Origin of the sequence: Streptomyces spongiicola (genome assembly GCF_003122365.1) — a bacterium.
GTDB classification, from domain to species: Bacteria; Actinomycetota; Actinomycetes; order Streptomycetales; family Streptomycetaceae; genus Streptomyces; species Streptomyces spongiicola.
Genome location: NZ_CP029254.1, coordinates 5265476 through 5290578, shown reverse-complemented (window position 1 = coordinate 5290578; position 25103 = coordinate 5265476). Strand labels below are relative to the sequence as shown.

Sequence of the window (25103 nt, the reverse complement as noted above, 5' to 3'; positions counted from 1 at the left end):
AAGGCGAAGCGACAATGGGCGGGTGAGCCAGCCCGTAGACCTCGACCGTGCACTCCGGCCCCGGCTGCCCTCCCCCTTGCAGGAGGTGCGGGACGAGCGCTTCGCGCGGCACGGGCTGCGGCTGCTGCTCAAGCGGGACGACCTCATCCACCCCGAGCTGCCCGGCAACAAGTGGCGCAAGCTGGCACCGAACCTGCGTGCGGCGGCCGGCCGGACCGTGCTCACCTTCGGCGGCGCGTACTCCCACCATCTGCGCGCCACGGCCGCCGCCGGGCGGCTGCTCGGCTTCCCCACGATCGGTGTCGTCCGGGGCGACGAACTCGCCGCGCGACCCCTCAACCCTTCGCTCGCCGCCTGTGCCGCCGACGGGATGCGGCTGCACTTCGTGGACCGGGCCACGTACCGCCGCGTGTCCGACCCGGAGGTGCTCGCGGAGCTGCTGGAGCGCTGCGGGGCGCCGGAGGGGTGCCGGGTCGTCCCGGAGGGCGGCAGCAACGCTCTCGCGGTGCGGGGCTGTACGGAGCTGGGCCGCGAGCTGCGGGGCGTGGCCGATGTGGCCGCCGTGGCGTGCGGGACGGGAGGGACGCTCGCCGGGCTTGCCGCCGGGCTCGCCTACGGACTCGGGGACGGACCCGCCGCCGGACCCGCCGCCGGACCCGCCGCCGGGCCCGCCGCCGGACTGGGGCACGGACCCGCCGCCGGACTCGGTGACGGGGCGCGGGCACTCGGAGTGCCCGTGCTCAAGGGCGGCTTCCTGGGCGAGCGGACGGCCGCCCTCCAGAGAGAGGCCTTCGGGGCGAAGGTCGGCGACTGGTCGCTCGACGAGCGGTTCCACTTCGGCGGGTACGCCCGCGTCCCACCGGCTCTCGAGGCCTTCGCGCGGGACTTCGAGGCACGCCACGGGCTGCCCGTGGAGCGTCTCTATGTCGCCAAAATGCTCTACGGACTCGTCGCCCTCGCCGGCGAGGGCGCCTTCCCGCCGGAAACGGCCGTGGCGGCGGTGATCACCGGCGGGCCTCAGCCCGAGGCCTCGCGGTAGGCGGCCGCCTCCTCGAGATCCAGCCGCCGCAGCAGCGCCCGCATCATCTCGTCGTCGATCCGGCGTTCGTCGCGGAGCCGCACGAACACCGCGCGCTCGGCCTGGATCACCTCGCGGGTGAGGCGGCGGTAGGTGCCGTCGGCGGACTCGCCCGTGACGGGGTTGACCGCCCCGAGCCTCTCCCACGGCGAGTTCCTGCGGTGTTCGAGGACCGTGCGCAGCCGGTCGAGGAGGGGACCCGGGAGGGCGTTGGCCGGATCGGCGACGAGTTCCTCCAGCCGTCGCTCCGCCGCGCGGGACGCCTCGCTCTGGGCCTGCGCCTCGGCCAGGGTGACGCTCAGCGGGTCGCGCTCGGGGAGCTTCAGGGCACGGATCAGCGCGGGCAGGGTGAGCCCCTGCACCACCAGGGTGCCGATCACCGTGGTGAAGGTGAGGAACAGGATCAGGTTGCGCGCCGGGAAGGGCTCTCCCGCGGACGTGAGGACCGGGATGGAGAACGCGATCGCCAGGGACACCACGCCCCGCATCCCGGCCCAGCCGACGATCACCGGGGCCCGCCAGTCCACACCGGGCTCGCGCTCCCGGATGCGCCGCGACAGCATCCGCGGGACGAAGGTGGCGGGGAAGACCCACACGAAGCGGGACGCCACCACGACGCCGAAGACGAGGACGGCGTACCCGGCGACCTCCTGGGCCGAGAACGAGCCGATCTGCCCCACGACCGGCGCGAGTTGCAGCCCGATCAGCGCGAAGACGGCCGACTCGAGGACGAAGGCGGCCATCCGCCAGACCGCCTCCTCCTGGAGCCGGGTGGCGAAGTCGACCTGCCAGGACCGGTGCCCGAGGAAGAGGGCGACGACCACGACGGCCAGCACGCCGGAGGCGTGCACGTGCTCGGCGGCGGCGTAGGCGACGAAGGGGATCAGCAGGGACAGGGTGTTCTGGAGCAGGGGTTCGCCGAGACGGGTCCGCAGCCAGTGGATCGGCACCATCAGCACCAGGCCGACGCCGACGCCCCCGGCCGCGGCGACGAGGAACATCCCGACGCCCTCGCCCCAGGTGATGCCCTCGCCGACCGCGGCCGCCAGGGCCACCCGGTAGGCGGTGATGGCGGTGGCGTCGTTCACCAGGGACTCGCCCTGGAGGATCGTGGTGATCCGGCCGGGCAGGCGGAGCCTGCGGGCGACCGCGGTCGCCGCCACCGCGTCGGGCGGGGCGACCACCGCGCCGAGCACGAGTGCGGCGGTCAGCGGGAGGCCGGGGATCACCAGGTGCGCCGCCCATCCCACGACGAGGGTCGCGAAGAGGGTGTAGCCGACGGAGAGCAGGGCGATGGGGCGGATGTTGGCCCGCAGGTCGAGGTACGAGCTGTCCAGCGCGGCGATGTGCAGCAGCGGCGGCAGGATCAGCGGCAGCACGATGTGCGGGTCCAGGGTGTACGCCGGGACTCCGGGCAGGTACGAGGCGACCAGACCGGCCGCGACGAGGAGCAGCGGCGCGGGCACCACCGTCCTGCGGGCGATCCCGGCGACCGCGGCACTCGCCGCGACCAGCGCCACCACCGACAGCGCATCCATGATCCGCTCCTCAGCCGCCCGCGTCGTAACCTGGCCATCATGAGCGAGTGCCCGCACGTTCTCGACCTGCCGCGCCCCGAACCCGGGCGCCTGAGCGACACCTGCCTCGTGTGCCGGGCCGAGGGGACGCACCCGGTGCAGCTGCGGATCTGCCTGACGTGCGGGTACGTGGGGTGCTGCGACTCGTCACCGGGCCGGCACGCCTTCCACCACGCCGAGCAGGAGGGACATCCGGTGATGCGCACCCTGGAGCACGGTGAGAGCTGGCGATGGTGCTTCGCGGACGGTTCGATCGTCTGACGTCCGGGTACGTCAAAGCTCCGCCGACTTCTCGCAATTGAGGGCCGCAGAACACTAGCCACTGTGCGTACCCATGGGCTTACCATGAGTGACAGCGCCGGGTAGGGGTCCCCGGCGACACGGCACCATGGATCGCGATAGCGTCGCCAGTCCAGGTACTGGCTGCGCACCGAAGCGCAGCACTCGACTCCGGGACGCCCTCCCGGAGCCTCGATCGACCTTGTGCCACCTTGGAGGTGAGGGTGTCCGACATCGCAGGCGAGCCCGGGACCCAGGACTTCGTGGAAGTCCGGCTGCCGGCTGCGGGTGCCTACCTGTCCGTGCTGCGTACGGCCACGGCCGGCCTCGCGGCGCGCTTGGACTTCACCCTCGACGAGATCGAGGACCTGCGCATCGCGGTCGACGAGGCGTGTGCGATCTTGCTACAGCAGGCCGTCCCCGGATCCGTCCTCAGCTGCGTCTTCCGGCTCGTCGACGACTCCCTGGAGGTCACGGTCTCGGCCCCGACGACCGACGGCCGCGCCCCGGAGCGCGACACCTTCGCCTGGACGGTGCTCTCCGCACTGGCCGGCAAGGTCGACTCCTCCGTGGCGGAGGACCGCACGGTCTCCATCAGCCTGTACAAGCAGCGCGGCGCGGGACCCGGGCCGGCGTGAGGGACGGGGACGGTCCGGTGCGCGACGAGGAGCGGATTTCCGGAACGCGGAACGGCGGGCCCACGGCCCCGGCGGAGCCGGCCGGCGCGCCGGCGGGCATCCCGGAGCAGCAGGCCAGGCCGCACCCGGTGGACGAGCGTGACGGCCTCCCGGCCGCGGCGGAGCAGAAGCAGGCTGGGGGTGGTACCTCCCGGGCGAGGCACTGGCAGAGGGCGGCCATGAGCGACCACGAGCACGACCTCAGGGAACACGGGCACCACGCTCCGAACAACCGGAGCGAGGCGCGTTCGATGTTCATCGCGCTGCGCGGACTTCCGGAGGGCTCCCCCGAGCGTGCCGAACTCCGGAACCAGCTGGTGCGGATGCATCTGCCCCTGGTGGAGCACCTGGCCCGCCGCTTCCGCAACCGCGGCGAGCCGCTCGACGACCTCACCCAGGTCGCGACGATCGGGCTGATCAAGTCCGTGGACCGGTTCGACCCCGACCGGGGCGTCGAGTTCTCGACCTACGCGACGCCGACGGTCGTGGGGGAGATCAAGCGGCACTTCCGCGACAAGGGCTGGGCGGTGCGGGTCCCCCGGCGGCTCCAGGAGCTGCGGCTCGCACTGACCACGGCGACCGCGGAGCTGTCCCAGCAGTACGGCCGCTCCCCCACGGTCCACGAACTCGCCGAGCGGCTCGGTATCTCCGAGGAGGAGGTCCTTGAGGGCCTGGAGTCCGCCAACGCGTACTCGACGCTCTCGCTGGACGTCCCCGACACCGACGACGAGTCCCCGGCGGTCGCCGACACCCTGGGTGCCGAGGACGAGGCGCTGGAGGGCGTCGAGTACCGCGAGTCGCTGAAGCCGCTGCTGGAGGATCTGCCGCCCCGGGAGAAGCGGATTCTCCTTCTCCGGTTCTTCGGCAACATGACGCAGTCGCAGATCGCCCAGGAGGTCGGGATCTCCCAGATGCACGTCTCCCGCCTCCTCGCGCGCACGCTCGCACAACTCCGCGAGAAGCTGCTGGTCGAGGAGTGACCCTCCGGCGGTTCCGGGCGGTCGATCCCACGCAGGGCCGTCGATCCCACTCCGCGGTCGATCCCACGCAGGGCCGCCGATCCCACTCCGCGGTCGATCCACGCCGGACGGTCCGTCCACGCCGGGCGGTCGATCCCCCCGCTTCCCCGGCTTCCCCGGCCGCCGGAGACGACGGCTGCGCGCGGCCACCGCTCCCGGCGGGCAGCCGTGGGCGGCGCTGCACGGAGACGACGCGTGGGGGCGCCGCCTTCGGAGGCTATGCACGGCCTCGGATGCCCAGCGCCTGCGCCGTACGCGGGTCGAGCAGCAGCACCAGCGCGGTGACGGCCACGGCGGCCAGCAGAATGCCCGCGGGGATCAGCGCGCCCGACGCGCGGAGCAGGGTCCAGGCCACCGGCAGCGCCATGATCTGGGTGATGATCGCGGGGCCGCGGCTCCAGCCGCGCCCCAGCAGCAGTCCGCGTGCGGCGAGCAGCGGGATGAGGCCCAGCGCGATCAGCGTCACCCCGCCCGTCCCGGCCTGCGAGGTGCTCTCCGGGTCGCCGGTCAGGCCCGAGACCAGCATGTAGAGGCCGCCGACGAAGAGCGCCAGGGCCTGGAAGCCGCACAGCGCGGCCGCCGCGGCCGGCCTGCCGGGCCGCCGCCCCACGGGGGCGCCGGGGACGGTCTCGGGAGTCTGCTCTGCACCGCTCACCCATGCAGGGTAGCCCCGCGCCCGGTCCGGCCCGCAGGGCGTACGGGGGGCCGGGGCGCACGCCCCGGACTGGGCCGTGTACCGCGCGGTAGGTACCCTGGCGGCCATGCGCGCACTCCTCGTGGTCAACCCGGCGGCAACCACCACCAGTGCCCGCACCCGCGACGTCCTGATCCACGCACTCGCGAGCGAGATGAAGCTGGAGGCCGTCACCACCGAGTACCGGGGCCACGCGCGCGACCTCGGCCGACGGGCCGCCGACTCCGACGACATCGACATGGTCGTGGCGCTGGGCGGCGACGGCACGGTCAACGAGGTCGTGAACGGGCTGCTGCACGCTGGCCCGGACCCCGACGCCCTGCCGCGGCTCGCGGTCGTCCCCGGCGGCTCCACGAACGTCTTCGCCCGCGCCCTGGGGCTGCCGAACGACGCCGTGGAGGCCACCGGCGCCATCCTGGACGCTTTGGAGACGGGGAGCGGCCGCACGGTGGGGCTCGGCATAGCGGCCGGTACACCGGGCACACCGGACGAGGGCGTTCCGCCCCGCTGGTTCACCTTCTGCGCCGGCTTCGGCTTCGACGCCGGAGTCGTCGGCAGGGTCGAGCAGCAGCGGGAGCGCGGCCGGATCTCGACGCACTCCCTCTACATACGCCAGGCGGCGCGGCAGTTCCTCGCGGACCCGCACCGCCGCAGCGGTGCGATCACCCTGGAACGCCCCGGGGCGGACCCCGTGCGCGAGCTGGTGCTGTCCATCGTCTGCAACGCCTCCCCCTGGACCTACCTGGGCAACCGCCCGGTGTACGCGACCCCGGCGGCGTCCTTCGACAGCGCCCTGGACGTGCTCGGGCTGAGCCGGCTGTCGACCCCCGCGCTGGCCCGCTACGCGACCCAGCTGCTCACCTCGACCCCGGACCGCGGGCCGCGCGGCAGGCATGTGGCCTCTTTTCACGACCTCACGGACTTCACCTTGCATTCGAAGGTCTCACTCCCCTTCCAGATGGATGGTGACCACCTCGGACTGCGCAGCAGCGTGACGTTCACAGGCGTACGCCGTGCACTGCGTGTGATTGTGTGAGCGGAACGGGCAAAAGTCCTTCCACTCGAACGTTTAGGCGCGGATCCACCCCATGGAAGTACGGCTGTGACCTAGTCGACACCGAGGAATCAAAAAAAACTTTCCGGAAGGGGTTGTATCCGCCGCCGAGGTTTGCGAATCTCTACGTGGCGCTCGGGACGGCCCGCAGGACCGGCCTCCGCTGAGAGCCAGAACCCCTCCTCAGCCAGGACCGCAGCCAGTTCATCTGGATGCAGGCCCTTCCCTTGCGGGGGGATTCGTGAAAGCGTTCACATTCACAAGCAACTTGCACGTAATACCAAGAGAGGTAGCAGCCATGGACTGGCGTCACAACGCCGTTTGCCGCGAGGAAGACCCCGAGCTGTTCTTCCCCATCGGCAACACCGGTCCTGCGCTGCTGCAGATCGAGGAAGCCAAGGCCGTCTGCCGTCGCTGCCCCGTCATGGAGCAGTGCCTGCAGTGGGCGCTCGAGTCCGGCCAGGACTCCGGCGTCTGGGGTGGCCTCAGCGAGGACGAGCGCCGCGCCATGAAGCGCCGCGCCGCCCGCAACCGGGCACGCAACGCCAGCGCCTGAGCCCCCTGCCAACAGCCTGAGCCCGGCGGCGCGTACGGCGAGTACGCACTCACCGCCCCCGAGCCGCAGCGCGCAGCAGTATCCCGCAGCTTTCGAGCCCCGGACCATCTCCAGCGGTCCGGGGCTCGCTGTCGCGCACCGCGGGCAGGCACGCCCGTTCCCGCACCGGCCCGGCGGCCCACCGGCCGCAGCGGATCCCTCCCGCGTCCGCCCCGCACGCCCCCGGAGGAGCCGCCCCACACGTGCCGCCCGGAGCAGCCGCTCCGGAGGGCTGCGCGAAGCCCCTCGGGAGGGCTACACGAAGCCGCTCCGGAGGGCTGCCCGAAGCCGCTCGGCGAAAGGCCCGTGGGCCGTCCCGCCCGGATGCCCGGAGCCGTCCCGCCCGGTTGCCGGGGCTACTTCTGGCTCCGGACGGGAATGTCCAGGACCACCCGCGTCCCCCGCCCGGCGGCCGGCTTCATGTCGAAGGTGCCGCCCAACTCCCCCTCCACCAGCGTCCTGATGATCTGGAGCCCCAGGTTTCCCGCCGTCTTCGCGTCGAAGCCCTCGGGCAGCCCCCGGCCGTCGTCCTGCACGGTTATCAGCAGCCGCTCGGCGGACCGGGGGCCGCTGCGCACCGCCGACACCTCGACGGTGCCGTGCTCCCCCGGCGCGAAGGCGTGCTCCAGCGCGTTCTGCAGGACCTCGGTGAGGACCATGGAGAGCGGGGTGGCGACCTCGGCGTCGAGGATTCCGCAGCGGCCGCTGCGCCGGCAGTCCACCTTGCCGGGGGAGATCTCCGCCACCATGGCGAGGACCCGGTCCGCGATCTCGTCGAACTCGACCCGTTCGTCCAGGTTCTGGGACAGCGTCTCATGGACGATGGCGATGGACCCGACCCTCCGGACCGCCTCGTCGAGGGCCTCCCGGCCGCGCACGGAGTCCATCCTCCGGGACTGGAGGCGCAGCAGTGCCGCGACCGTCTGGAGGTTGTTCTTCACCCGGTGGTGGATCTCCCGGATGGTGGCGTCCTTGGTGATCAGCTCACGCTCGCGGCGCCGGAGTTCCGTGACGTCGCGGAGCAGCACGAGGGAGCCGATACGGGCGCCCTTGGGCTTCAGCGGGATGGCGCGGAGCTGGATGACGCCGCCGTTGCCCTCGACCTCGGTCTCCCGGGGTGCGTATCCGCTGGCGAGCTTGACCAGGGCCTCGTCGACCGGCCCCCGGGACGGCGCCAGTTCGGCGGTGATCTGGCCCAGGTGCTGCCCGACCAGGTCGGCGGCGAGACCGAGCCGGTGGTACGCGGACAGCGCGTTCGGGGACGCGTACTGGACGACGCCGTCGGCGTCGAGACGGATCAGTCCGTCGCCGGCGCGCGGCGAGGCGTCCATGTCGACCTGCTGCTCGGGGAACGGGAAGGCGCCGGCGGCGATCATCTGGGCGAGGTCGGACGCGGACTGCAGATAGGTCAGCTCGAGCCGGCTGGGGGTGCGCACGGTGAGCAGGTTGGTGTTGCGCGCGATCACCCCGAGGACCCGCCCGTCGCGCCGTACGGGGATCGACTCGACCCGTACCGGCACCTCCTCCCGCCACTCGGGGTCCCCCTCGCGCACGATGCGGCCCTCGTCGAGCGCGGCGTCCAGCAGCGGGCGGCGGCCGCGGGGGACCAGATGCCCGACCATGTCGTCCTGGTAGGAGGTGGGGCCGGTGTTCGGCCGCATCTGGGCGACCGAGACATAGCGTGTGCCGTCGAGGGTGGGAACCCACAGGACGAGGTCCGCGAAGGAGAGGTCGGAGAGCAGCTGCCACTCCGAGACCAGCAGGTGCAGCCACTCGAGGTCGGACTCGCTCAGAGCGGTGTGCTGGCGTACGAGGTCGTTCATGGAGGGCACGTTGTGAGCGTACCTTTGGCGAGAACCTGACGGGACGGGCCTCCGTAGGGGAGGATGGGCCCGGAAGACAGTGTGTGCGGACGGATGGACAGCGCGGAACGGTCCAGCCCAGAATGATGACATCGTCGTACCGGGACCCGCCCCGGACGGCTGACAGCAGAAGACCTCCACCCTCCCCGCACAGGAGGGTGGACCGAGGACCCGGCGCTCTCTGCCCTGACTGCGCCGCGGGCCTCCACACGGCCGACCGGGGCCGCACACCCCGCCGGCCGGGCAACTCCGGGCTGCGGTGCCGGACGGGTTGAGGGTCCCGTCCCGGCGCCGCGGCCCGCGGGTCTTTCGGGGCCGTGAGCATCCCGGGCACTCCGGTTTCGGCAGGACGCGCTCCGCCGTCCCCCGACGGGCGGCACGGAGCCCGCCCCCCAGACCCCCCTCGACCGGCCGGTCGCCAGGCCCCCGCGCAGGGGAGGGGCGCGGCGGCGCCGCCGGGCAGCCGGTCGAGCCCGCCGGGGCCGGAGCAGGGTGCGTGCGGCGGGGCCTCGCCGGACCCGCATCCGCATCCGCACCCGGCCCCGGACCCGGACCCACACCCGGACCCGTCGGGACGCGGCGGGTCGCCATGCGCGGCGGGCACTCGGCGGCATCGCTCCGGGCGCGTTCCCGGACCCGGCTGCGGACCCGGCAACCGCTGCGGTGGCGGCGACCGGGACTCACCGGGGCGCCGCCCACGCTCTGCTATATTGGTCTATACCACATGACCTTTCAATCGATCGGCAGGCCCAGAGTGGAAGTCGTCATCGTCCAGGACGCCGGGGCCGGCGGGGAACTCGTCGCGCAGGGCATCGCGGACCTGCTCCGCCGCAAGCCCGACGCCCTGCTCGGGGTGGCCACGGGGTCGACGCCGCTGCCCGTCTACGAGGCCCTGGCAGAACGGGTCCGGGCCGGGACGGCGGACGTCTCCCGGGCCCGGATCGCGCAGCTCGACGAGTACGTGGGCCTGCCGGCCGGGCACCCCGAGTCGTACCGCTCGGTGGTGCTGCGCGAGGTGGTGGAGCCGCTCGGGCTGAGCCCGGAGTCGTTCATCGGCCCGGACGGCTCCGCGGAGGACGTCCGCGCCGCCTGCGCGGCGTACGAGGCGGCCCTGGCGGCGGCGGGCGGTGTCGACCTGCAACTGCTGGGCATCGGCACGGACGGGCACATCGGGTTCAACGAGCCCTGCTCGTCGCTCGCCTCGCGCACGAGGATCAAGACGCTGACCGAGCGGACCCGCGCGGACAACTCCCGCTTCTTCGACGGCGACATCGAGCAGGTGCCGCAGCACGTCATCACCCAGGGGATCGGCACGATCCTGGAGGCCGGGCACCTGGTACTGCTGGCCACCGGCGAGGGAAAGGCGGAGGCGGTCGCGGCGACCGTGGAGGGCCCCCTCGCGGCGGTCTGCCCCGCCTCGGCGCTGCAGCTGCATCCGCATGCGACGGTCGTCGTCGACGAGGCGGCGGCCTCGAAACTGAAGCTGGCGGGCTACTTCCGTCACGCGTACGCCCGCAAACCGGCCTGGCAGGGGCTGTAACGCGCGGCGCGGGCCCCGCGACCACCTGCCGCCGCACACGCACACGCAAACCGATCACGCACACGGCGGCGACACCGGTCCGCGCGCAGCGCCCGCGGACCGGTGTCGCCGTCTTCGCGACCGGGCTCGACGGCCGGCGCGCGCCCGTCCCGCTCCGCTCCGGCGTCGCGGTCGCCGGTGCGCCGGGACCCTCGGCAACGGCGGGCGGCGGGGATCTCGTTGCTCTTCTCCCCCACCGCGACCTGGGCCGAAGGGCATCGCCGGATGGGAGGCGGTCATCCCGTTGAAGAAGATCCCGCCCGCCTCCATGTCCCGGACGAAGCGCTCCATGTCGCCCGCGTCCCTTGTCCAGATGTTCGAACTCAGCCCGAAGGGCGAGTCGTTGGCGACCGCCACGGCCTCGTCGAGATCGGCGACGCGGTAGACGGTCGCGACGGGGCCGAAGGCCTCCTCGTGGTGGATCCGCATCTTCGGGGTGACTTCCGTGAGGACCGTCGGCAGGTAGTACCACCCGGCCGGCCGGGTGGTACTACCTGCCGGCGGCCCGGCGGGGCGGCCGTGCGCCGCCGGACCCGTCCGCCGGGACCCCGCCGGTGCCACCGGGGGCGCGTACCCCCTCGCCCTCAGGCCCCGGTCACGGCCTCCGCCGCCGCGATCCCGCAGACCCGCGCCGCGCCGTAGGTGGCCACATGGAGGGACCCCCTCGGCGGGGCGGTGTTGAGGCCCATCTCCACGACGATCGTGTCCGGACGGGCCGCCACGAGGGCGTCCAGGGACCGCGACATCCACGGGTGGCGGTGGGCGTCGCGCACGACGGCCACGATGCGGCGGCCACCGGCCGCCAGGAGGACGTCGTCGACGGCGGCGTCCGGGTAGCTGCCGGTCTCCGTGCCCGGGAGGCGGCGGGCCAGTTCCGCCGCGACCCCCCAAGGGGTCTCACCGCCGACGGCGATGTTCGCCACGGGGGTGAAGGCGGCGACGTACGGCGCGGTGGTCAGCGGCTCGGTGCGGCACTCCGCCACCGTCACGCGCACGGCCCGCCGGGCGGCCGCCAGACCGATCTCGGTGCCGGGCGCGGTCCCCTCCTGTGAAGCCGCGCCCGGCTCCGATGCCGCCCCCCTGGCCCCCCTGGCCCCTCTGGTCCAGTCCGCGAGCGCGCGCACCCGCGCCGCCGCGTCGGCCAGTCGCTCCTCGGGCAGTTCGCCCCGGCGCACCGCGGCGACCAGCGCGTCGCGCAGCCGAAGCACGGTGTCCTCGTCGGTCAGGCCGCCGCCGACGCAGATCGCGTCGGCACCGGCGGCGATCGCCAGGACGCTGCCGCGCTCGATGCCGTAGACGGCGGAGACGGCCCGCATCTCCATGCCGTCGGTGACGATCAGTCCGGTGTAGCCCAGCTCCTGCCGCAGCAGTCCGGTGAGGACCCGCGGGCTCAGGGTGGCCGGACGATCCGGGTCGAGCGCGGGTAGCAGGATATGCGCGCTCATGACGGATTTGGAACCGGCCGAGACGGCCGCGCGGAAAGGCCGCAGCTCACGCGAGTGCAACGTGGCCGACTCCACATCGATCCGGGGCAGGGCGTGGTGGGAGTCGACGGCGGTGTCACCATGTCCCGGAAAATGCTTGGCACATGCGGCGACGCCCGCGGACTGGAGGCCCCTGACGTACGCGGCGGTGTGCCGGGCGACCAGGGCGGGATCCGCACCGAAGGAACGCACCCCGATGACTGGATTGTCCGGATTCGAGTTGACGTCGGCCGAGGGGGCCCAGTTGAGGTCGACCCCGCACCCGGCCAGCCGGCGGCCGAGTGCGGCGGCCACCGCCCGGGTCAGTTCCACGTCGTCCACCGACCCGAGCGCGTAGTTGCCGGGGAAGGAGGAGCCGGTGCGGGCCTCCAGGCGCGTGACGTCGCCGCCCTCCTCGTCGATCGCGACGAGGACGTCCTCGCGCTCCGCCCGCAACCGGGCCGTGAGGGCTGCGAGCTGGCCGGGCGAGGCGATGTTGCGGCCGAACAGCCCGACGGAGGAGAGTCCTTCGCCGATCCTGCGCAGCAGCCAGTCGGGGGCGGTGGTGCCGGCGAAGCCGGGCTGCAGCACGGCCAGGGCGTCGCGGGTGAGCGAGTCGGTGCGGTCCACGAGCGTGGTCATGGGAGGGTTCATCCCTTCACTGCGCCGGCCGTCAGACCCGCGGCCATCCTGCGCTGGACGAGGAGGAAGAGGATCACGACGGGGACGGCCATCATCGTGGCACCGGCCATCATCGGCGCGTACTCGGTGCCGTGCTTGGTGGTGAAGTTGCCGAGCCAGACGGTGGCGGTCTGGTTCTGCTGGCTCATCAGCATCAGGGCGTACAGGTACTCGTTCCACGCCTGGATGAAGGCGTACACGGACGTGGCCACCATGCCCGGGGCGAGCAGCGGGAGGACCACCCGCACGAAGGCGCCGGTACGGGTGCAGCCGTCGACCATGGCCGCCTCCTCCAGCTCCTTCGGGATGTTGACGATGAACCCGCGCAGCGTCCACACCGTGAAGGGGAGGACGAAGGTGAGGTAGGTGATGATCAGACCGGTGAGCCTGTCGTACTGGCCGAGGTCGTTCAGGAGCAGGAACACCGGAATGATCATCGCGACCAGCGGGACCATCTGGACGGCCAGGATGCCGACGATCACGACCTTGCGGCCGCGGAAGGCGAAGCGCGATATCGCCAGCGCCGCCAGCATGCCGACCGTGATGCCGATGAGCACCACGACCAGCGAGACGGCGAGGCTGCGGCCGACCGGGCCCCAGAAGTCGGCGACCTCGAAGGCGCGGGCGAAGTTCTCCGGGGTGAACGTCCGGGGGAAGAAGAGCGGGTCCGGGTCGATCGCGTCCCTCGCGGGTTTGAGGGCCGTGTTGAGCATCCAGTAGACGGGGAAGCCCGCGGTGGCGAAGACCAGCAGGCCGAGCAGGTTCCAGCCGAGCCTGCCGCGTCCGGTCCCGCGGCGGCCGAGCGGGGCAACGTTCCCGGTCACGGCGTTCACCCGACTTCTCCGATCCTGAGCATCTGGCGCATGTAGACGGCGACCACGCCGAGCAGCAGCACGACCGTGACCAGGGCGATCGCCGAGCCGCCGCCGTAGTCGTTGACCACGAAGGCCTTGTCGTACGAGTAGGTCGTCAGCAGCTGGAACTCCGCCTCGGGATGTCCGTTCCGCATCACGAAGACCTGCGGGAAGACACCCATGTCCCAGATCACGGAGAGCGTGGTGAGCATCACGATGATCGGTTTGAGGACCGGCAGGGTGACGTAGCGGAACACGCCCCACGAGCCGGCGCCGTCGAGCCGGGCGGCCTCCTCGAGTTCCCTGGGCACCTGGGTGAGCCCCGCGCCGAGCGTGATGGCCACGAAGGGGACGGCGCCCCAGACCACGAGCAGCATGATGACGGCGAGGCCCTGCGGGCCGCCGGCGAACCAGTTGTGCCCGATCATGTCGACACCGGGGAGCCTGCTCAGCAGCCAGTTGAGCACTCCGTAGTCGGTGTCGAAAAGCCATTTGAAGATGGCGGTGGCGACGATGACGGGCATGCCCCAGCCGGCCACGAGCGCGATGTTGACCAGTACCTTCACCCAGCCGGACACCCGCTGCAGCAGCAGGGCCGTCAGCATGCCGAGCACCATGGTGAGGGTCACCGCGCCACCGGCGAAGAGGACGGTGCGGACGACGACGGCCCAGAACTCCCCGTCCCCGAGGATCCTGGTGAAGTTGGCGAGGCCGACCTGCTCGGGCTGCTGGAAGCCCCACAGCTGGGGCTGTTCGAACTTCTGGAAGGAGAGGGCCACCAGCCGGGTCAGCGGATAGCCGAGGACGAGCAGCAGCACCAGCAGGCAGGGAGCGAGCAGCGCCCACGGGATCGCGGCCCCGCCACCTGCGGGCCGGCGCCGCTGCCGGGCCGGCCGCCCCGCCGCACCGGTCCCGCCGGCGCCTCCGCCGGCCCCTTGACCGGCCCCTTGACCGGCGCCGCCACCCGTCCCTCCACCGGTCCCTTCACCGGTCCCTTCACCGGCGCCTCCGCCGGTCCCTCCACCGGTCCCTCCACCGGTCCCTTCACCGGTCCCCTGACCGGCGCCTCCACCGGTCCCTCCACCGGTCCCTTCACCGGTCCCCTGACCGGCGCCTCCACCGGTCCCTCCACCGGCTCCATGGGATGCCGGCGGCCGCGTCGGCGGCACCTTGGCAGTGGTCGTGTCTGCGGCACTCATCGGGCGCTCCCAGCCGTCCTTCTCCTGGTACGGGAGCAGGGCCCCGCCGTCGGTGACGGGGCCCTGCCGGAGGGTCACTTGGTGTTGATGACCTTGTCGATCGCCTCGTCGGCCGACTTCGCGGCCTCCTCGACCGACTTCTTCCCGGTCCCGATCTGCCGGAGCATGGTCTTCAGGGTCTGGGCCTTCTCCACCCGGCCCCAGCCCGGTGCCATCGGGACGAACCAGCTGGACTCGGCGGCGGTGGCCGGTACGGCCGTCTTCGGATCGCCCTTCAGGGCCGCCAGGTCCGTCTTGTTGTTGGGCAGGTTGCCCTTGGCGAGCAGGCCCTGCTGCCCGCGGGCGCCGGTGAAGGCGTTGATCCACTCAGCGGCGACGTCCTGCGCCTTCGACCTGACCGGGATGGCCAGGTCCGAACCGCCCAGGAACACGGGCATGTTGCCGCCGGACGGGCCGGGCATCACGAAGTTCTCGAGGTTGCCCCTGAGCTTGCCGGTCTTGTCGTTCCCGGGATCCTCGGCGGTCGCGCCCTCCCAGGCAGCGCCGAAGATCATGCCGGCGTTGCCCTGGCCGTACACGATGTGGCGGTCCGACTCGTCCTTGGTCTTGTCGGCCTTCATATAGGTGTCGAGCACCCTCTTGTACTCGTTCAGGCCCTTGAGGGACTCGGGCGAGGAGAGGGTGGCCCTCCACCGGCCGCCCTCCTGCTCGGCGATGGCGCCGCCCGCGTCGTAGACGAAGGACATCGCGGCGTACCAGTCCGGCGAGGGCTGGTACCAGGCGCTGAACCCGGGGCCCTTCTTCTTCTGGATCGCGTCCAGGGCGGCGGTCAGTTCCGCGTACGTCCCCGGCGGGGTCTCCACCCCGGCCTCGGCGGCGACGTCCTTGCGCCAGTTGCCTACGCGGCCGCCCGCGTAGTAGGGGACGCCGTAGGTCCGGCCCTCGTAGGTGACGGACTCCCGCAGGCCGTCGAGCCAGGCGTCGGACCGGTCGAAGCGCTTCGGGTCGACCTCGGCGAAGGCGCCCTTGACCATGTAGCCGAGCATCTCGGTGTTGCCCATCTCGACGACGTCGGGGGCCTTGTCGGTGGCGAGGACGGCGTCGAGCTTGGCGTTCTTGTCCGGCCAGCCGTAGTACTCGTGCCTGATCCTGAGGCCGGGGTGCTTTCCGGTGACCGCGTCGTCGGCCGCCTTCACCAGCTCGGGCCAGTTGTTCTGGGCGTCGACCGTCAGCCAGACGGTGAGTTCCCCGACGTCCGCCCCGGCCTCGTCCCCGCCGCCGGAACCGCACGCGGCGAGGCCGGCCATCATGCCCGCGACGCCGATCGCCGCGATGAGCTTGCGCTTCACGCCACCCTCCTCAGGGATGCTGCACCCCCCGTCCACCGCGAGGAACACGGAGTCGTACGCCGAGACCGCCCGTGGGGCCGGGACATGGCCCTAAATGGTTTAGACCAGTACCGCGAGCTTGGCCTAGACCTTTAGGGGTGTCAAGGGTGTATAAGAAGGGCTGTCGCGTCCGTTACCGGACCGACACCCGAGGGAGGGCGACGACCCGTGACCGGACCGTGCCACCATGTGAGCCGCAACCAACGGAGGAGCCGGTGACGGCAGCACCACACGAGTCGGGAAGGCAGGCCATGACCACGGACGGGTCAGGCACCGGGCCGGAGAACGGGACGGCGGCCCGGACCGCACGCGTACCCAAGTACTACCGCCTCAAAAGGCACCTGCTCGACATGACGGAGACCATGCCGCCCGGCACGCCCGTGCCCCCGGAGCGCACGCTCGCCGCCGAGTTCGACACCTCGCGCACCACCGTCCGCCAGGCGCTCCAGGAACTGGTCGTCGAGGGACGGCTGGAGCGCATCCAGGGCAAGGGCACGTTCGTCGCCAAGCCCAAGGTCTCCCAGGCGCTCCAACTGACCTCCTACACCGAGGACATGCTGGCCCAGGGCCTGGAACCCGCGTCGCAACTGCTGGACATCGGCTATGTGACGGCCGACGACACGCTCGCCGGGCTGCTGGACATCGCACCGGGCGGACGGGTGCTGCGCATCGAGCGCCTGCGGCTGGCCAGCGGCGAGCCGATGGCGATCGAGACCACGCACCTGTCCGCGAAGCGCTTCCCGGCGCTGCGCCGGTCCCTGGTGAAGTACACCTCCCTCTACACCGCGCTGGCCGAGGTGTACGACGTCCGTCCCGCCGAGGCCGAGGAGACCATCGAGACCTCCCTGGCCACCCCCCGCGAGGCGGGACTGCTCGGCACGGACGTCGGCCTGCCGATGCTGATGCTCTCCCGGCACTCGCGCGACGCCGGCGGCGAGCCCGTGGAGTGGGTCCGCTCGGTCTACCGGGGCGACCGCTACAAGTTCGTGGCCAGACTCCGGCGCCCCGGGACCTCCTGACGGCCCGCCGAGCCCGGGCTCGGCCCCTGCCGGAGTTCTGCCGGGGCCCTACCGGGCAGTTCAGCCAGAGCCCTGCCGGAGTTCTACCGGAGTTCTGTCGGAGTTGGTTCTGCCAGAGCCCTGCCGGAGTTCTGTCGGAGTTCAGCCGGAGCCCCCTCGGAGTTCTGTCGGAGTTCAGCCGGGGCCCCGCCGGGGGTCGTGGAGCAGTCCCGTGCCCGACGCCGCCCTCGCAGTCTTTGCCGTACCGAGATGCGAACCGGGGGTGACGCCCGAGGCGGCGGTCGCCTAGATTGCTCGCGCGTTACCGGCGATCACCAGGGGATCAGGGGACGGGAGCCACACCATGGCCGAGCCTGCACCATCCAGCACATCCCGGCGGAGCATGACTCCGCGGGCCATCGCAGTATGGGCACTCGTCGCGCTGGTGGGCGCGGTCGGCTGGAGCTTACTCGCCCTCTCGCGGGGCGAGGAGGTCTCCGCCGCCTGGATGCTGGCGGCCGCGCTCGGCTCGTACGCCATCGCCTACCGGTTCTACGCGCGCTTCATCCAGTACCGCGTCCTCCGGGCCGACAGGACCCGCGCCACCCCCGCGGAGCGGCTCGACAACGGTGTCGACTTCCACCCGACCGACCGGCGGGTGCTGTTCGGCCACCACTTCGCGGCCATCGCGGGAGCGGGCCCGCTGGTGGGCCCGATCCTCGCCGCCCAGATGGGCTATCTGCCGGGCACCATCTGGATCATCGTCGGAGTGATCTTCGCCGGTGCCGTTCAGGACATGGTCACCCTGTTCTTCTCCACCCGCCGGGACGGCCGCTCGCTCGGCCAGATGGCACGGGACGAGATAGGCCCCGTCGGCGGCGTCGCCGCCCTGATCGCCGTCTTCGCGATCATGATCATTCTGCTGGCGGTGCTGGCACTCGTGATCGTCAACGCCCTGGCGCACTCCCCCTGGGGTGTCTTCTCCATCGGCATGACGATCCCGATCGCCCTGTTCATGGGCGTCTACCTGCGGATCCTGCGGCCGGGCAGGGTCAGCGAGGTGTCCGTCATCGGCGTCGCGCTGCTGCTGCTCGCGATCATCGCGGGCGGCTGGGTCGCGGACTCCTCGCTCGCGGCGTTCTTCACCCTGGAGCCGGGCACCCTGGTCGTCTGGATGATGGCCTACGGGTTCCTGGCCTCCGTGCTCCCGGTCTGGCTGCTGCTGGCCCCGCGCGACTACCTCTCGACCTTCATGAAGGTCGGCACCATCGTGCTGCTGGCCCTGGGCGTCGTCATCGCGATGCCGACGCTGAAGATGCCGGCCGTCACCGAGTTCGCCGGCAACGGCCAGGGGCCGGTCTTCGCGGGCTCGCTGTTCCCGTTCGTCTTCATCACCATCGCGTGCGGCGCGCTCTCCGGATTCCACTCCCTGGTCTCCTCGGGCACCACCCCGAAGATGATCCAGAAGGAGACCCAGATCCGGATGATCGGCTACGGGGCCATGCTGACCGAGTCGTTCGTCGCGGTCATGGCGATGATCTGCGCCTGCATCCTCGACCCCGGTCTCTACTTCGCGATCAACTCCCCGTCCGGCGCCATCGGGACGACGGTCGAGTCCGCCTCCCGGGCGGTCGCCGACCTCGGCTTCACCGTCACCCCCGAGCAACTCACCCAGGCCGCCGGGGACGTCGAGGAGGCGAGCCTGCTCTCCCGCACCGGCGGTGCGCCGACCTTCGCGCTCGGCATGTCGGAGATCTTCTCCGCGGTCGTCGGCGGCGCCGGGATGAAGGCGTTCTGGTACCACTTCGCGATCATGTTCGAGGCGCTCTTCATCCTCACCACGCTCGACGCCGGCACCCGCGTGGGGCGGTTCATGCTGCAGGACTCGCTCGGCAACGTCTACCAGCCGATGAAGCGCATCAGCTGGAAGCCCGGCGTCTGGTTCGCCAGCGCGGTCGTCGTCGGCGGCTGGGGCTACTTCCTCTGGGTCGGCGTACACGACCCGCTCGGGGGCATCAACCAGCTCTTCCCGCTCTTCGGCATCGCCAACCAGCTCCTCGCGGCCGTCGCCCTCGCGGTCTGCACCACGCTGCTGGTGAAGTCCGGACGCCTCAAGTGGGCGTGGGTCACGGCCGTCCCGCTCGCCTGGGACGCCACGGTCACCCTCACCGCGAGCTGGCAGAAGGTCTTCTCCGGCGACCCGAAGGTGGGCTTCTTCTCCCAGCGCGAGAAGTACCGGGCGGGCATCGACTCCGGCGAGGTGCTGGCCCCGGCCAAGTCGATGGACGACATGCACACCATCGTCACCAACTCGACCGTCGACGGTGTGCTCTCGGCACTGTTCGCCCTCCTCATCGTGGTGGTCCTGGCGGACGCCGCCCGGGTCTGCTTCCGGGCGATCAGCAGGCCGGAGACCGTCCGGCTCGCCGAGGTCCCGTACGTCGAGTCGAAGCTCGTCGCACCCGCCGGACTGTTCGCCACGAAGGAGGAGAAGGCGGAACTCGCGGCGGTCGGCGCCGGCGCCGGCGCCCCGGACCGGGAGGCCGCCGGAAGCGGCAGGACGTGAGCACCGTGGCGCGCATGACGGGTGGGGCGGGCAGGGCGGGACGGGACGGGCGGGTACGGCGGGTATGACAGGACGGGTGGGGCGCGCATGACGGGTACGGCGGGACGGGCGGGTACGGCGGGCAGGGCGGGTACGGCGGGTACGGCGGGCAGGGCGGGTGCGGCGGTGGTGCGCGGCGTACGGCGCGCGGTGCGCTGGGTCCGCTGGTACGTGCGCGAGGTCTCGGGCGAGTCGGTGTACGACCGCTATGTGGCCCACACCCGGGCGCACGACCCCGACGCGGAGGTGATGTCCCGCCGCGAGTTCGAACGCCGCCGCACGGACGAACGGGAGGCCGACCCCCGCAAGGGATTCCGCTGCTGCTGAGCACCCGGTCCGGCCGGCCGTCCACGGGCCTCCGCGCCTCCCCCGGGGAGGGCCGGAGGCCCGTCCGCGTGCCCCTTCCCCGCACGGGACGGAGGCGGGAGACCCGTGCCCGGGCTGCCGCCCCCGCTCAGCCACGCCTGAAGCTCTGAGCGGGTCACGACACAAGATGTGGGGGGTACCTCAACTCACCCCCCCTACATGTATGCTCATCCTCGCTGTCGACGCAGGGGAATCCGGTGGGAATCCGGAACTGTCCCGCAACGGTGTACCGGTGTGCGCTGGTCCGAGACCAGGACCCGCACGCCCGGGTGAGTCCGAGAACCTGCCGGCGGTGCGCCCGGACCGTCCGGCCCGGGTGCCCAGACGTCCGGGCCTCGCGGAACAGGCCGGTGGACGCGGTCCGCCCTGCCCGGGTGTGCGTCCGTGCCCCTGCCCCGCCGGCCCCCAGCCGAGCGAGGGAGAGCACCCCGTGACCATCGCGCCGCCCGATCCTGCTTCAGCGCAGCTCGCCGACGGACCAGGCACCGCGCTTCTGCGGACCCTGACCGAACTCACCTCCGACCTGCCCGACACCGACCCCGGCCGGGTGGCCGGGGCCGCCCTCCGGGGCCGTCACGCGGGATCGGACGAGGCCGAACTGCGCGAACTGGCCACGGAGGCGGCCGCCGGCCTGATCTCCGAGGACCCGGCGTACTCCCGGCTCGCGGCACGACTGCTCACCCTCGCCATCGCCGAAGAGGCGGCCGGCCAGGGCGCCTCCGCGTTCTCCGGCTCGATCGCCGTCGGCCACCGCGAGGGGCTGATCGCGGACCGCACGGCCGTCTTCGTCCAGACGCACGCCCGGCGCCTCGACGCGCTGGTCGACCCGGGCGCCGACGACCGCTTCGGGTACTTCGGCCTGCGCACCCTCTACAGCCGCTATCTGCTCCGGCACCCGATCACCCGCAAGGTCGTCGAGACCCCGCAGTACTTCATGCTGCGCGTCGCCTGCGGTCTCGCCGAGGACGACACCCCGCGCGCGCTGGAGGAAGTGGCCTCCCTCTACGGGCTGATGAGCCGCCTCGACTACCTGCCGTCCTCCCCCACCCTCTTCAACTCCGGCACCCGGCACCCCCAGATGTCGTCCTGCTACCTGCTGGACTCCCCGCTCGACGAGCTGGACTCCATCTACCAGCGCTACCACCAGGTGGCGCGGCTCTCGAAGCACGCCGGCGGCATCGGCCTGTCGTACTCCCGGATCCGCTCCCGCGGTTCGCTCATCCGGGGCACCAACGGCCACTCCAACGGAATCGTGCCGTTCCTGCGCACACTGGACTCGTCGGTGGCCGCCGTCAACCAGGGCGGCCGGCGCAAGGGCGCGGCGTGCGTGTACCTGGAGACCTGGCACGCGGACATCGAGGAGTTCCTGGAGCTGCGCGACAACACGGGCGAGGAGGCGCGCCGCACGCACAACCTCAACCTGGCGCACTGGATCCCCGACGAGTTCATGCGCCGGGTGAACGCCGACAGCGACTGGTCGCTGTTCTCCCCCGCCGACGTACCGGAACTCGCCGACCTCTGGGGCGACGACTTCGACGCCGCGTACCGCAGGGCGGAGGCCGCCGGGCTCGCCCGCCGCACCATCCCCGCCCGCGAGCTGTACGGGCGCATGATGCGCACCCTCGCACAGACCGGCAACGGCTGGATGACCTTCAAGGACGCGTCCAACCGCACGGCCAACCAGACCGCGGAGCCCGGGACCGTCGTCCACTCCTCCAACCTGTGCACCGAGATCATCGAGGTGACCGACGACGGCGAGACCGCCGTCTGCAACCTCGGCTCGGTGAACCTCGGCGCGTTCGTCGTGCGGGACGCCGCCGACGGCGAGGAGGTGATCGACTGGGCGCGGCTGGACGACACCGTCCGCACCGCCGTGACCTTCCTCGACCGGGTCGTCGACATCAACTACTACCCGACCGAGCAGGCCGGCCGCTCCAACGCCAGGTGGCGCCCGGTGGGCCTCGGCGCGATGGGCCTCCAGGACGTCTTCTTCAAGCTGCGCCTGCCCTTCGACTCCGCCGCGGCGAAGGCCCTGTCCACGCGCATCGCCGAGCGGATCATGCTGGCCGCCTACGAGGCGTCCTGCGACCTGGCCGAGCGCCACGGTCCGCTCCCGGCCTGGGAGCGGACCCGCACCGCCCGGGGTGTGCTGCACCCCGACCACTACGACGCGCGTTTCGCCTGGCCCGAGCGCTGGGCCGCGCTGCGCGAACGGGTCGCGGACACCGGCATGCGCAACTCGCTGCTGCTCGCCATCGCGCCGACCGCCACCATCGCGTCGATCGCGGGTGTGTACGAGTGCATCGAGCCGCAGGTCTCCAACCTCTTCAAGCGCGAGACGCTGTCGGGCGAGTTCCTCCAGGTGAACTCCTACCTGGTGGACGACCTGAAGCGGCTCGGCGTGTGGGACGCGCAGACCAGGGAGGCGCTGCGCGACTCCGGCGGCTCGGTGCAGGGCCTGAACTGGATCCCGGCCGAGGTGCGGGAGCTGTACCGGACCGCCTGGGAGATCCCGCAGCGCGGCCTGATCGACATGGCCGCGGCCCGCACCCCGTTCCTCGACCAGTCGCAGTCGCTGAACCTGTTCATGGAGACGCCGACCATCGGCAAGCTCTCCTCGATGTACGCGTACGCCTGGAAGCAGGGCCTGAAGACCACGTACTACCTGCGGTCCCGCCCCGCGACCCGGATCGCCCGGGCCGCCTCGGGCACGACCCCGGCCGCCTCGGGCACGACCCCGGCCGCCACCATCCCGGACGCCACCATCCCCGTCCAGCAGGCCGCCGACCCCGAGGCCGTCGCCTGCTCCCTGGAGAACCCGGAGTCCTGCGAGGCCTGCCAGTAACTCCGCCCCGCCATCCGCACCCCACCTCTGGAGGACGGCGCCCCGCGCCGACTGCTATGAACGACAAGAACCTGCTCGATCCGGGCTTCGAGCTGACACTGCGCCCGATGCGCTACCCGGACTTCTACGACCGCTACCGGGACGCCATCAAGAACACCTGGACGGTGGAGGAGGTCGACCTCCACTCGGACGTCGCCGACCTCGCCAGGCTCAGCCCGGGCGAGCAGCACCTGATCGGCCGTCTGGTCGCCTTCTTCGCGACGGGCGACTCGATCGTCGCGAACAACCTGGTGCTCACGCTGTACAAGCACATCAACTCCCCCGAGGCGCGCCTCTACCTGTCGCGGCAGCTCTTCGAGGAGGCCGTACACGTCCAGTTCTATCTGACGCTGCTCGACACCTATCTGCCCGATCCGGACGACCGCGCCGCGGCCTTCGCCGCGGTGGAGAACATCCCGTCGATCCGGGAGAAGGCCCGGTTCTGCTTCCGGTGGATGGACTCGGTCGAGAAGATCGACCGGCTGGAGAGCCGGGCCGACCGCCGCCGCTTCCTGCTGAACCTGATCTGCTTCGCGGCCTGCATCGAGGGGCTGTTCTTCTACGGGGCGTTCGCCTATGTGTACTGGTTCCGTTCGCGGGGTCTGCTGCACGGGCTGGCGACCGGGACGAACTGGGTGTTCCGGGACGAGACCATGCACATGAGCTTCGCCTTCGAGGTCGTGGACACGGTCCGCAAGGAGGAGCCCGAACTCTTCGACGACGCGCTCGGGCAGCAGGTCACGGACATGCTGAAGGAGGCGGTCGAGGCCGAGCTGCAGTTCGCCCGCGACCTGTGCGGCGACGGGCTGCCGGGAATGAACACCGAGTCGATGCGCGCGTACCTGGAGTGCGTCGCCGACCAGCGGCTGGCCCGGCTGGGCTTCGCCCCGGTGTTCGGCTCGCAGAACCCCTTCTCCTTCATGGAGTTGCAGGGTGTGCAGGAGCTGACGAACTTCTTCGAGCGCCGGCCGTCGGCGTACCAGGTCGCCGTCGAGGGCACGGTCGACCTGGACGAGGACTTCTGACGAGGGCTTCTGACGAGGACTTCCGGCGCGGGTCCCCGGCGCGGGCTTCCGGCGCGGGTCTCCGACGCCTGCTGCGGCCCCGGCCTCCCGCGCCGCCTCTGCCCCGGCTTCCGGGGAGGGCCTCCGGGGAGGGCCTGCGACCAGGTGTAACGCCCGGTGAGGTTGGGGACGCGGACGGGCGGGCGCCCGGACCACCGACGGGTCCGGGCGCCCGCCCGCGTCGTGTGCCGCCCGCGCGGGCGAGGGCGCCCCGTCCGCCCCGTCCGCCCGGATCCCGCGGCTGGACGCCGGCCGGAAGCGGCCCCCGCGGTGGCCGAGGACCGGATGGGAAGTGCACGCCGGAGACCGGCCCGACGGTCCAGGCGCGCCAACAGGGCATGGCGAGATCCCACTCACCGGTCCGTCGGCGGTCATGACCGCGCCCCGCACCGGTGGGCCGGGCGGGGCGGGTTGACCGGCTCACGGCGCTCCGGAACGGCCGTCGGACACGGGAACGGCCGTCGGACGCACGACGGCCGTCGCACGCCGGACCGCCGTCACACGCCGGACGGCCCCGCCGGCGCGCTCAGTCGTTGGGCACGGTCTCGTAGCGCGGCGTGCCCTCGTCCATCTGCCGCAGCGCGTCCTTGCGGTCCCGCTTCGACAACCGGTCGATGTAGAGCCGGCCGTACAGATGGTCCGTCTCGTGCTGCAGGCAGCGCGCGAAGTAGCCGGTTCCGCGCACCTTGATCGGCTTGCCGTCGGCATCCTGGCCGTGCACCTCGGCGTAGTCCGGGCGGGCGAGCGACGCATACGCGGTCGGGACCGACAGACAGCCCTCGTTGGAGTCGTCGAGGGCCCTGCGCTCCGGCGGCAGTTCCTGTAGCACCGGGTTGCACACGACGCCCACGTGGCGCGCGCCCTCGTCGTCCGGGCAGTCGTAGACGAAGACCTTCAGGTCCACACCGATCTGGTTGGCGGCCAGGCCCACGCCCTCCGCCGCCCGCTGGCTGGCGAACATGTCGTCGATCAGTGCCGCGAGCTTGTCGTCGAACTCGGTGACGTCCCGGCACTCCCGGTGGAGCACCGGGTTGCCGACGACGGTGATGGGACGGGCGCTGCCGCGCTCGCGGTGGGTCCGCTCGCGCTCCTCGCAGTCCTCCGTGTCGACGGCGAAACCGTCGTTGATCTGCTCGTCCGTCTCCTGCTGCGCCATTTCCGCCGTAAGCCTTCCTCAAAACCGTCCC

At 72.0% G+C, this 25103-nt stretch carries 20 protein-coding genes, 1 pseudogene and 1 riboswitch; of the genes and pseudogenes, 12 read left to right on the top strand and 9 right to left on the bottom strand.

Going from position 1 to position 25103, the window contains the following annotated elements; genetic code table 11:
- Positions 1-22: 22 nt before the first annotated feature.
- Positions 23-1039, top strand: coding sequence for a 1-aminocyclopropane-1-carboxylate deaminase/D-cysteine desulfhydrase (locus DDQ41_RS23235; RefSeq protein ID WP_109296214.1), 1017 nt, complete (start codon positions 23-25; stop codon positions 1037-1039).
- Here DDQ41_RS23235 and DDQ41_RS23230 read toward each other — a convergent pair.
- A complete protein-coding gene (locus tag DDQ41_RS23230; protein WP_109296213.1) occupies positions 1018-2616 on the bottom strand; it encodes a Na+/H+ antiporter in 1599 nt (532 codons plus the stop codon). The two genes, DDQ41_RS23235 and DDQ41_RS23230, sit on opposite strands and share 22 nt — an antisense overlap.
- A gap of 39 nt (positions 2617-2655) precedes the next feature.
- Here DDQ41_RS23230 and DDQ41_RS23225 point away from each other — a divergent pair, with 39 nt between their 5' ends.
- From DDQ41_RS23225 to DDQ41_RS23215, 3 genes are all read left to right on the top strand, one after another.
- On the top strand, positions 2656-2916 hold the full coding sequence (locus tag DDQ41_RS23225) for a UBP-type zinc finger domain-containing protein (protein WP_109296212.1): 261 nt from the start codon (positions 2656-2658) through the stop codon (positions 2914-2916).
- Between the two features lie 242 nt (positions 2917-3158).
- Positions 3159-3572 carry an ATP-binding protein gene (locus tag DDQ41_RS23220; protein ID WP_017947099.1) on the top strand — a complete coding sequence of 138 codons (414 nt, stop codon included), beginning with the start codon at positions 3159-3161 and terminating at the stop codon, positions 3570-3572.
- Positions 3569-4591: an RNA polymerase sigma factor SigF gene (locus DDQ41_RS23215; RefSeq protein WP_109296211.1), complete on the top strand. Its 1023-nt coding sequence runs from the start codon at positions 3569-3571 to the stop codon at positions 4589-4591. The genes DDQ41_RS23220 and DDQ41_RS23215 overlap by 4 nt, the downstream gene beginning before the upstream one ends.
- 256 nt (positions 4592-4847) lie before the next feature.
- On the opposite strand, the gene DDQ41_RS23210 is transcribed toward DDQ41_RS23215, so the two are convergent.
- On the bottom strand, positions 4848-5285 hold the full coding sequence (locus DDQ41_RS23210; protein WP_109296210.1) for a hypothetical protein: 438 nt from the start codon (positions 5283-5285) through the stop codon (positions 4848-4850).
- A gap of 106 nt (positions 5286-5391) precedes the next feature.
- Here DDQ41_RS23210 and DDQ41_RS23205 point away from each other — a divergent pair, with 106 nt between their 5' ends.
- Positions 5392-6360, top strand: coding sequence for a diacylglycerol/lipid kinase family protein (locus DDQ41_RS23205; RefSeq protein WP_109297904.1), 969 nt, complete (start codon positions 5392-5394; stop codon positions 6358-6360).
- 316 nt (positions 6361-6676) lie between these two features.
- Positions 6677-6934, top strand: a complete 258-nt coding sequence (locus DDQ41_RS23200; protein WP_003953983.1) for a WhiB family transcriptional regulator — start codon at positions 6677-6679, stop codon at positions 6932-6934.
- Between the two features lie 395 nt (positions 6935-7329).
- On the opposite strand, the gene DDQ41_RS23195 is transcribed toward DDQ41_RS23200, so the two are convergent.
- Positions 7330-8796 (bottom strand): sensor histidine kinase, encoded by a 1467-nt coding sequence (locus DDQ41_RS23195; RefSeq protein WP_109296209.1) that lies wholly within the window; start codon positions 8794-8796, stop codon positions 7330-7332.
- A gap of 793 nt (positions 8797-9589) precedes the next feature.
- Between DDQ41_RS23195 and nagB the strand changes: the two genes are divergently transcribed.
- On the top strand, positions 9590-10375 hold the full coding sequence (gene nagB, locus DDQ41_RS23190; protein ID WP_109296208.1) for a glucosamine-6-phosphate deaminase: 786 nt from the start codon (positions 9590-9592) through the stop codon (positions 10373-10375).
- 228 nt (positions 10376-10603) lie between these two features.
- Here nagB and DDQ41_RS23185 read toward each other — a convergent pair.
- The 5 genes and pseudogenes from DDQ41_RS23185 to DDQ41_RS23160 form a co-directional block, all read right to left on the bottom strand.
- A pseudogene (locus DDQ41_RS23185) lies at positions 10604-10891 on the bottom strand (aldehyde dehydrogenase family protein); the annotation flags it as partial.
- Positions 10892-10998: 107 nt separating this feature from the next.
- The gene (locus DDQ41_RS23180; protein WP_109296207.1) at positions 10999-12519 is read right to left on the bottom strand and encodes a glycoside hydrolase family 3 protein; all 1521 of its coding nucleotides are present in this window, start codon (positions 12517-12519) and stop codon (positions 10999-11001) included.
- Positions 12520-12527: 8 nt separating this feature from the next.
- Positions 12528-13382 (bottom strand): carbohydrate ABC transporter permease, encoded by an 855-nt coding sequence (locus DDQ41_RS23175; RefSeq protein ID WP_394342158.1) that lies wholly within the window; start codon positions 13380-13382, stop codon positions 12528-12530.
- Between the two features lie 5 nt (positions 13383-13387).
- Positions 13388-14263 carry a carbohydrate ABC transporter permease gene (locus DDQ41_RS23170; RefSeq protein WP_109297903.1) on the bottom strand — a complete coding sequence of 292 codons (876 nt, stop codon included), beginning with the start codon at positions 14261-14263 and terminating at the stop codon, positions 13388-13390.
- 422 nt (positions 14264-14685) lie between these two features.
- Entirely contained in the window at positions 14686-15960 is a 1275-nt protein-coding gene (locus DDQ41_RS23160) for an extracellular solute-binding protein (RefSeq protein WP_109296205.1), read from the bottom strand.
- 290 nt (positions 15961-16250) lie between these two features.
- On the opposite strand from DDQ41_RS23160, the gene DDQ41_RS23155 reads away from it, so the two are divergent.
- From DDQ41_RS23155 to DDQ41_RS23135, 5 genes are all read left to right on the top strand, one after another.
- The gene (locus DDQ41_RS23155) at positions 16251-17018 is read left to right on the top strand and encodes a GntR family transcriptional regulator (protein ID WP_109296204.1); all 768 of its coding nucleotides are present in this window, start codon (positions 16251-16253) and stop codon (positions 17016-17018) included.
- Between the two features lie 343 nt (positions 17019-17361).
- The gene (locus DDQ41_RS23150; protein WP_172607651.1) at positions 17362-19563 is read left to right on the top strand and encodes a carbon starvation CstA family protein; all 2202 of its coding nucleotides are present in this window, start codon (positions 17362-17364) and stop codon (positions 19561-19563) included.
- 168 nt (positions 19564-19731) lie between these two features.
- The gene (locus DDQ41_RS23145) at positions 19732-19929 is read left to right on the top strand and encodes a YbdD/YjiX family protein (protein ID WP_109297902.1); all 198 of its coding nucleotides are present in this window, start codon (positions 19732-19734) and stop codon (positions 19927-19929) included.
- 196 nt (positions 19930-20125) lie between these two features.
- Positions 20126-20273: riboswitch (cobalamin riboswitch) on the top strand.
- A 125-nt stretch (positions 20274-20398) separates the two neighbouring features.
- A complete protein-coding gene (locus DDQ41_RS23140) occupies positions 20399-22813 on the top strand; it encodes a ribonucleoside-diphosphate reductase subunit alpha (protein WP_109296202.1) in 2415 nt (804 codons plus the stop codon).
- A gap of 56 nt (positions 22814-22869) precedes the next feature.
- Positions 22870-23877, top strand: coding sequence for a ribonucleotide-diphosphate reductase subunit beta (locus DDQ41_RS23135; protein WP_109296201.1), 1008 nt, complete (start codon positions 22870-22872; stop codon positions 23875-23877).
- 565 nt (positions 23878-24442) lie between these two features.
- Here the strand turns inward: DDQ41_RS23135 and def are convergent.
- A complete protein-coding gene (gene def, locus DDQ41_RS23130; RefSeq protein ID WP_109296200.1) occupies positions 24443-25072 on the bottom strand; it encodes a peptide deformylase in 630 nt (209 codons plus the stop codon).
- Between the last annotated feature and the right edge of the window lie 31 nt (positions 25073-25103).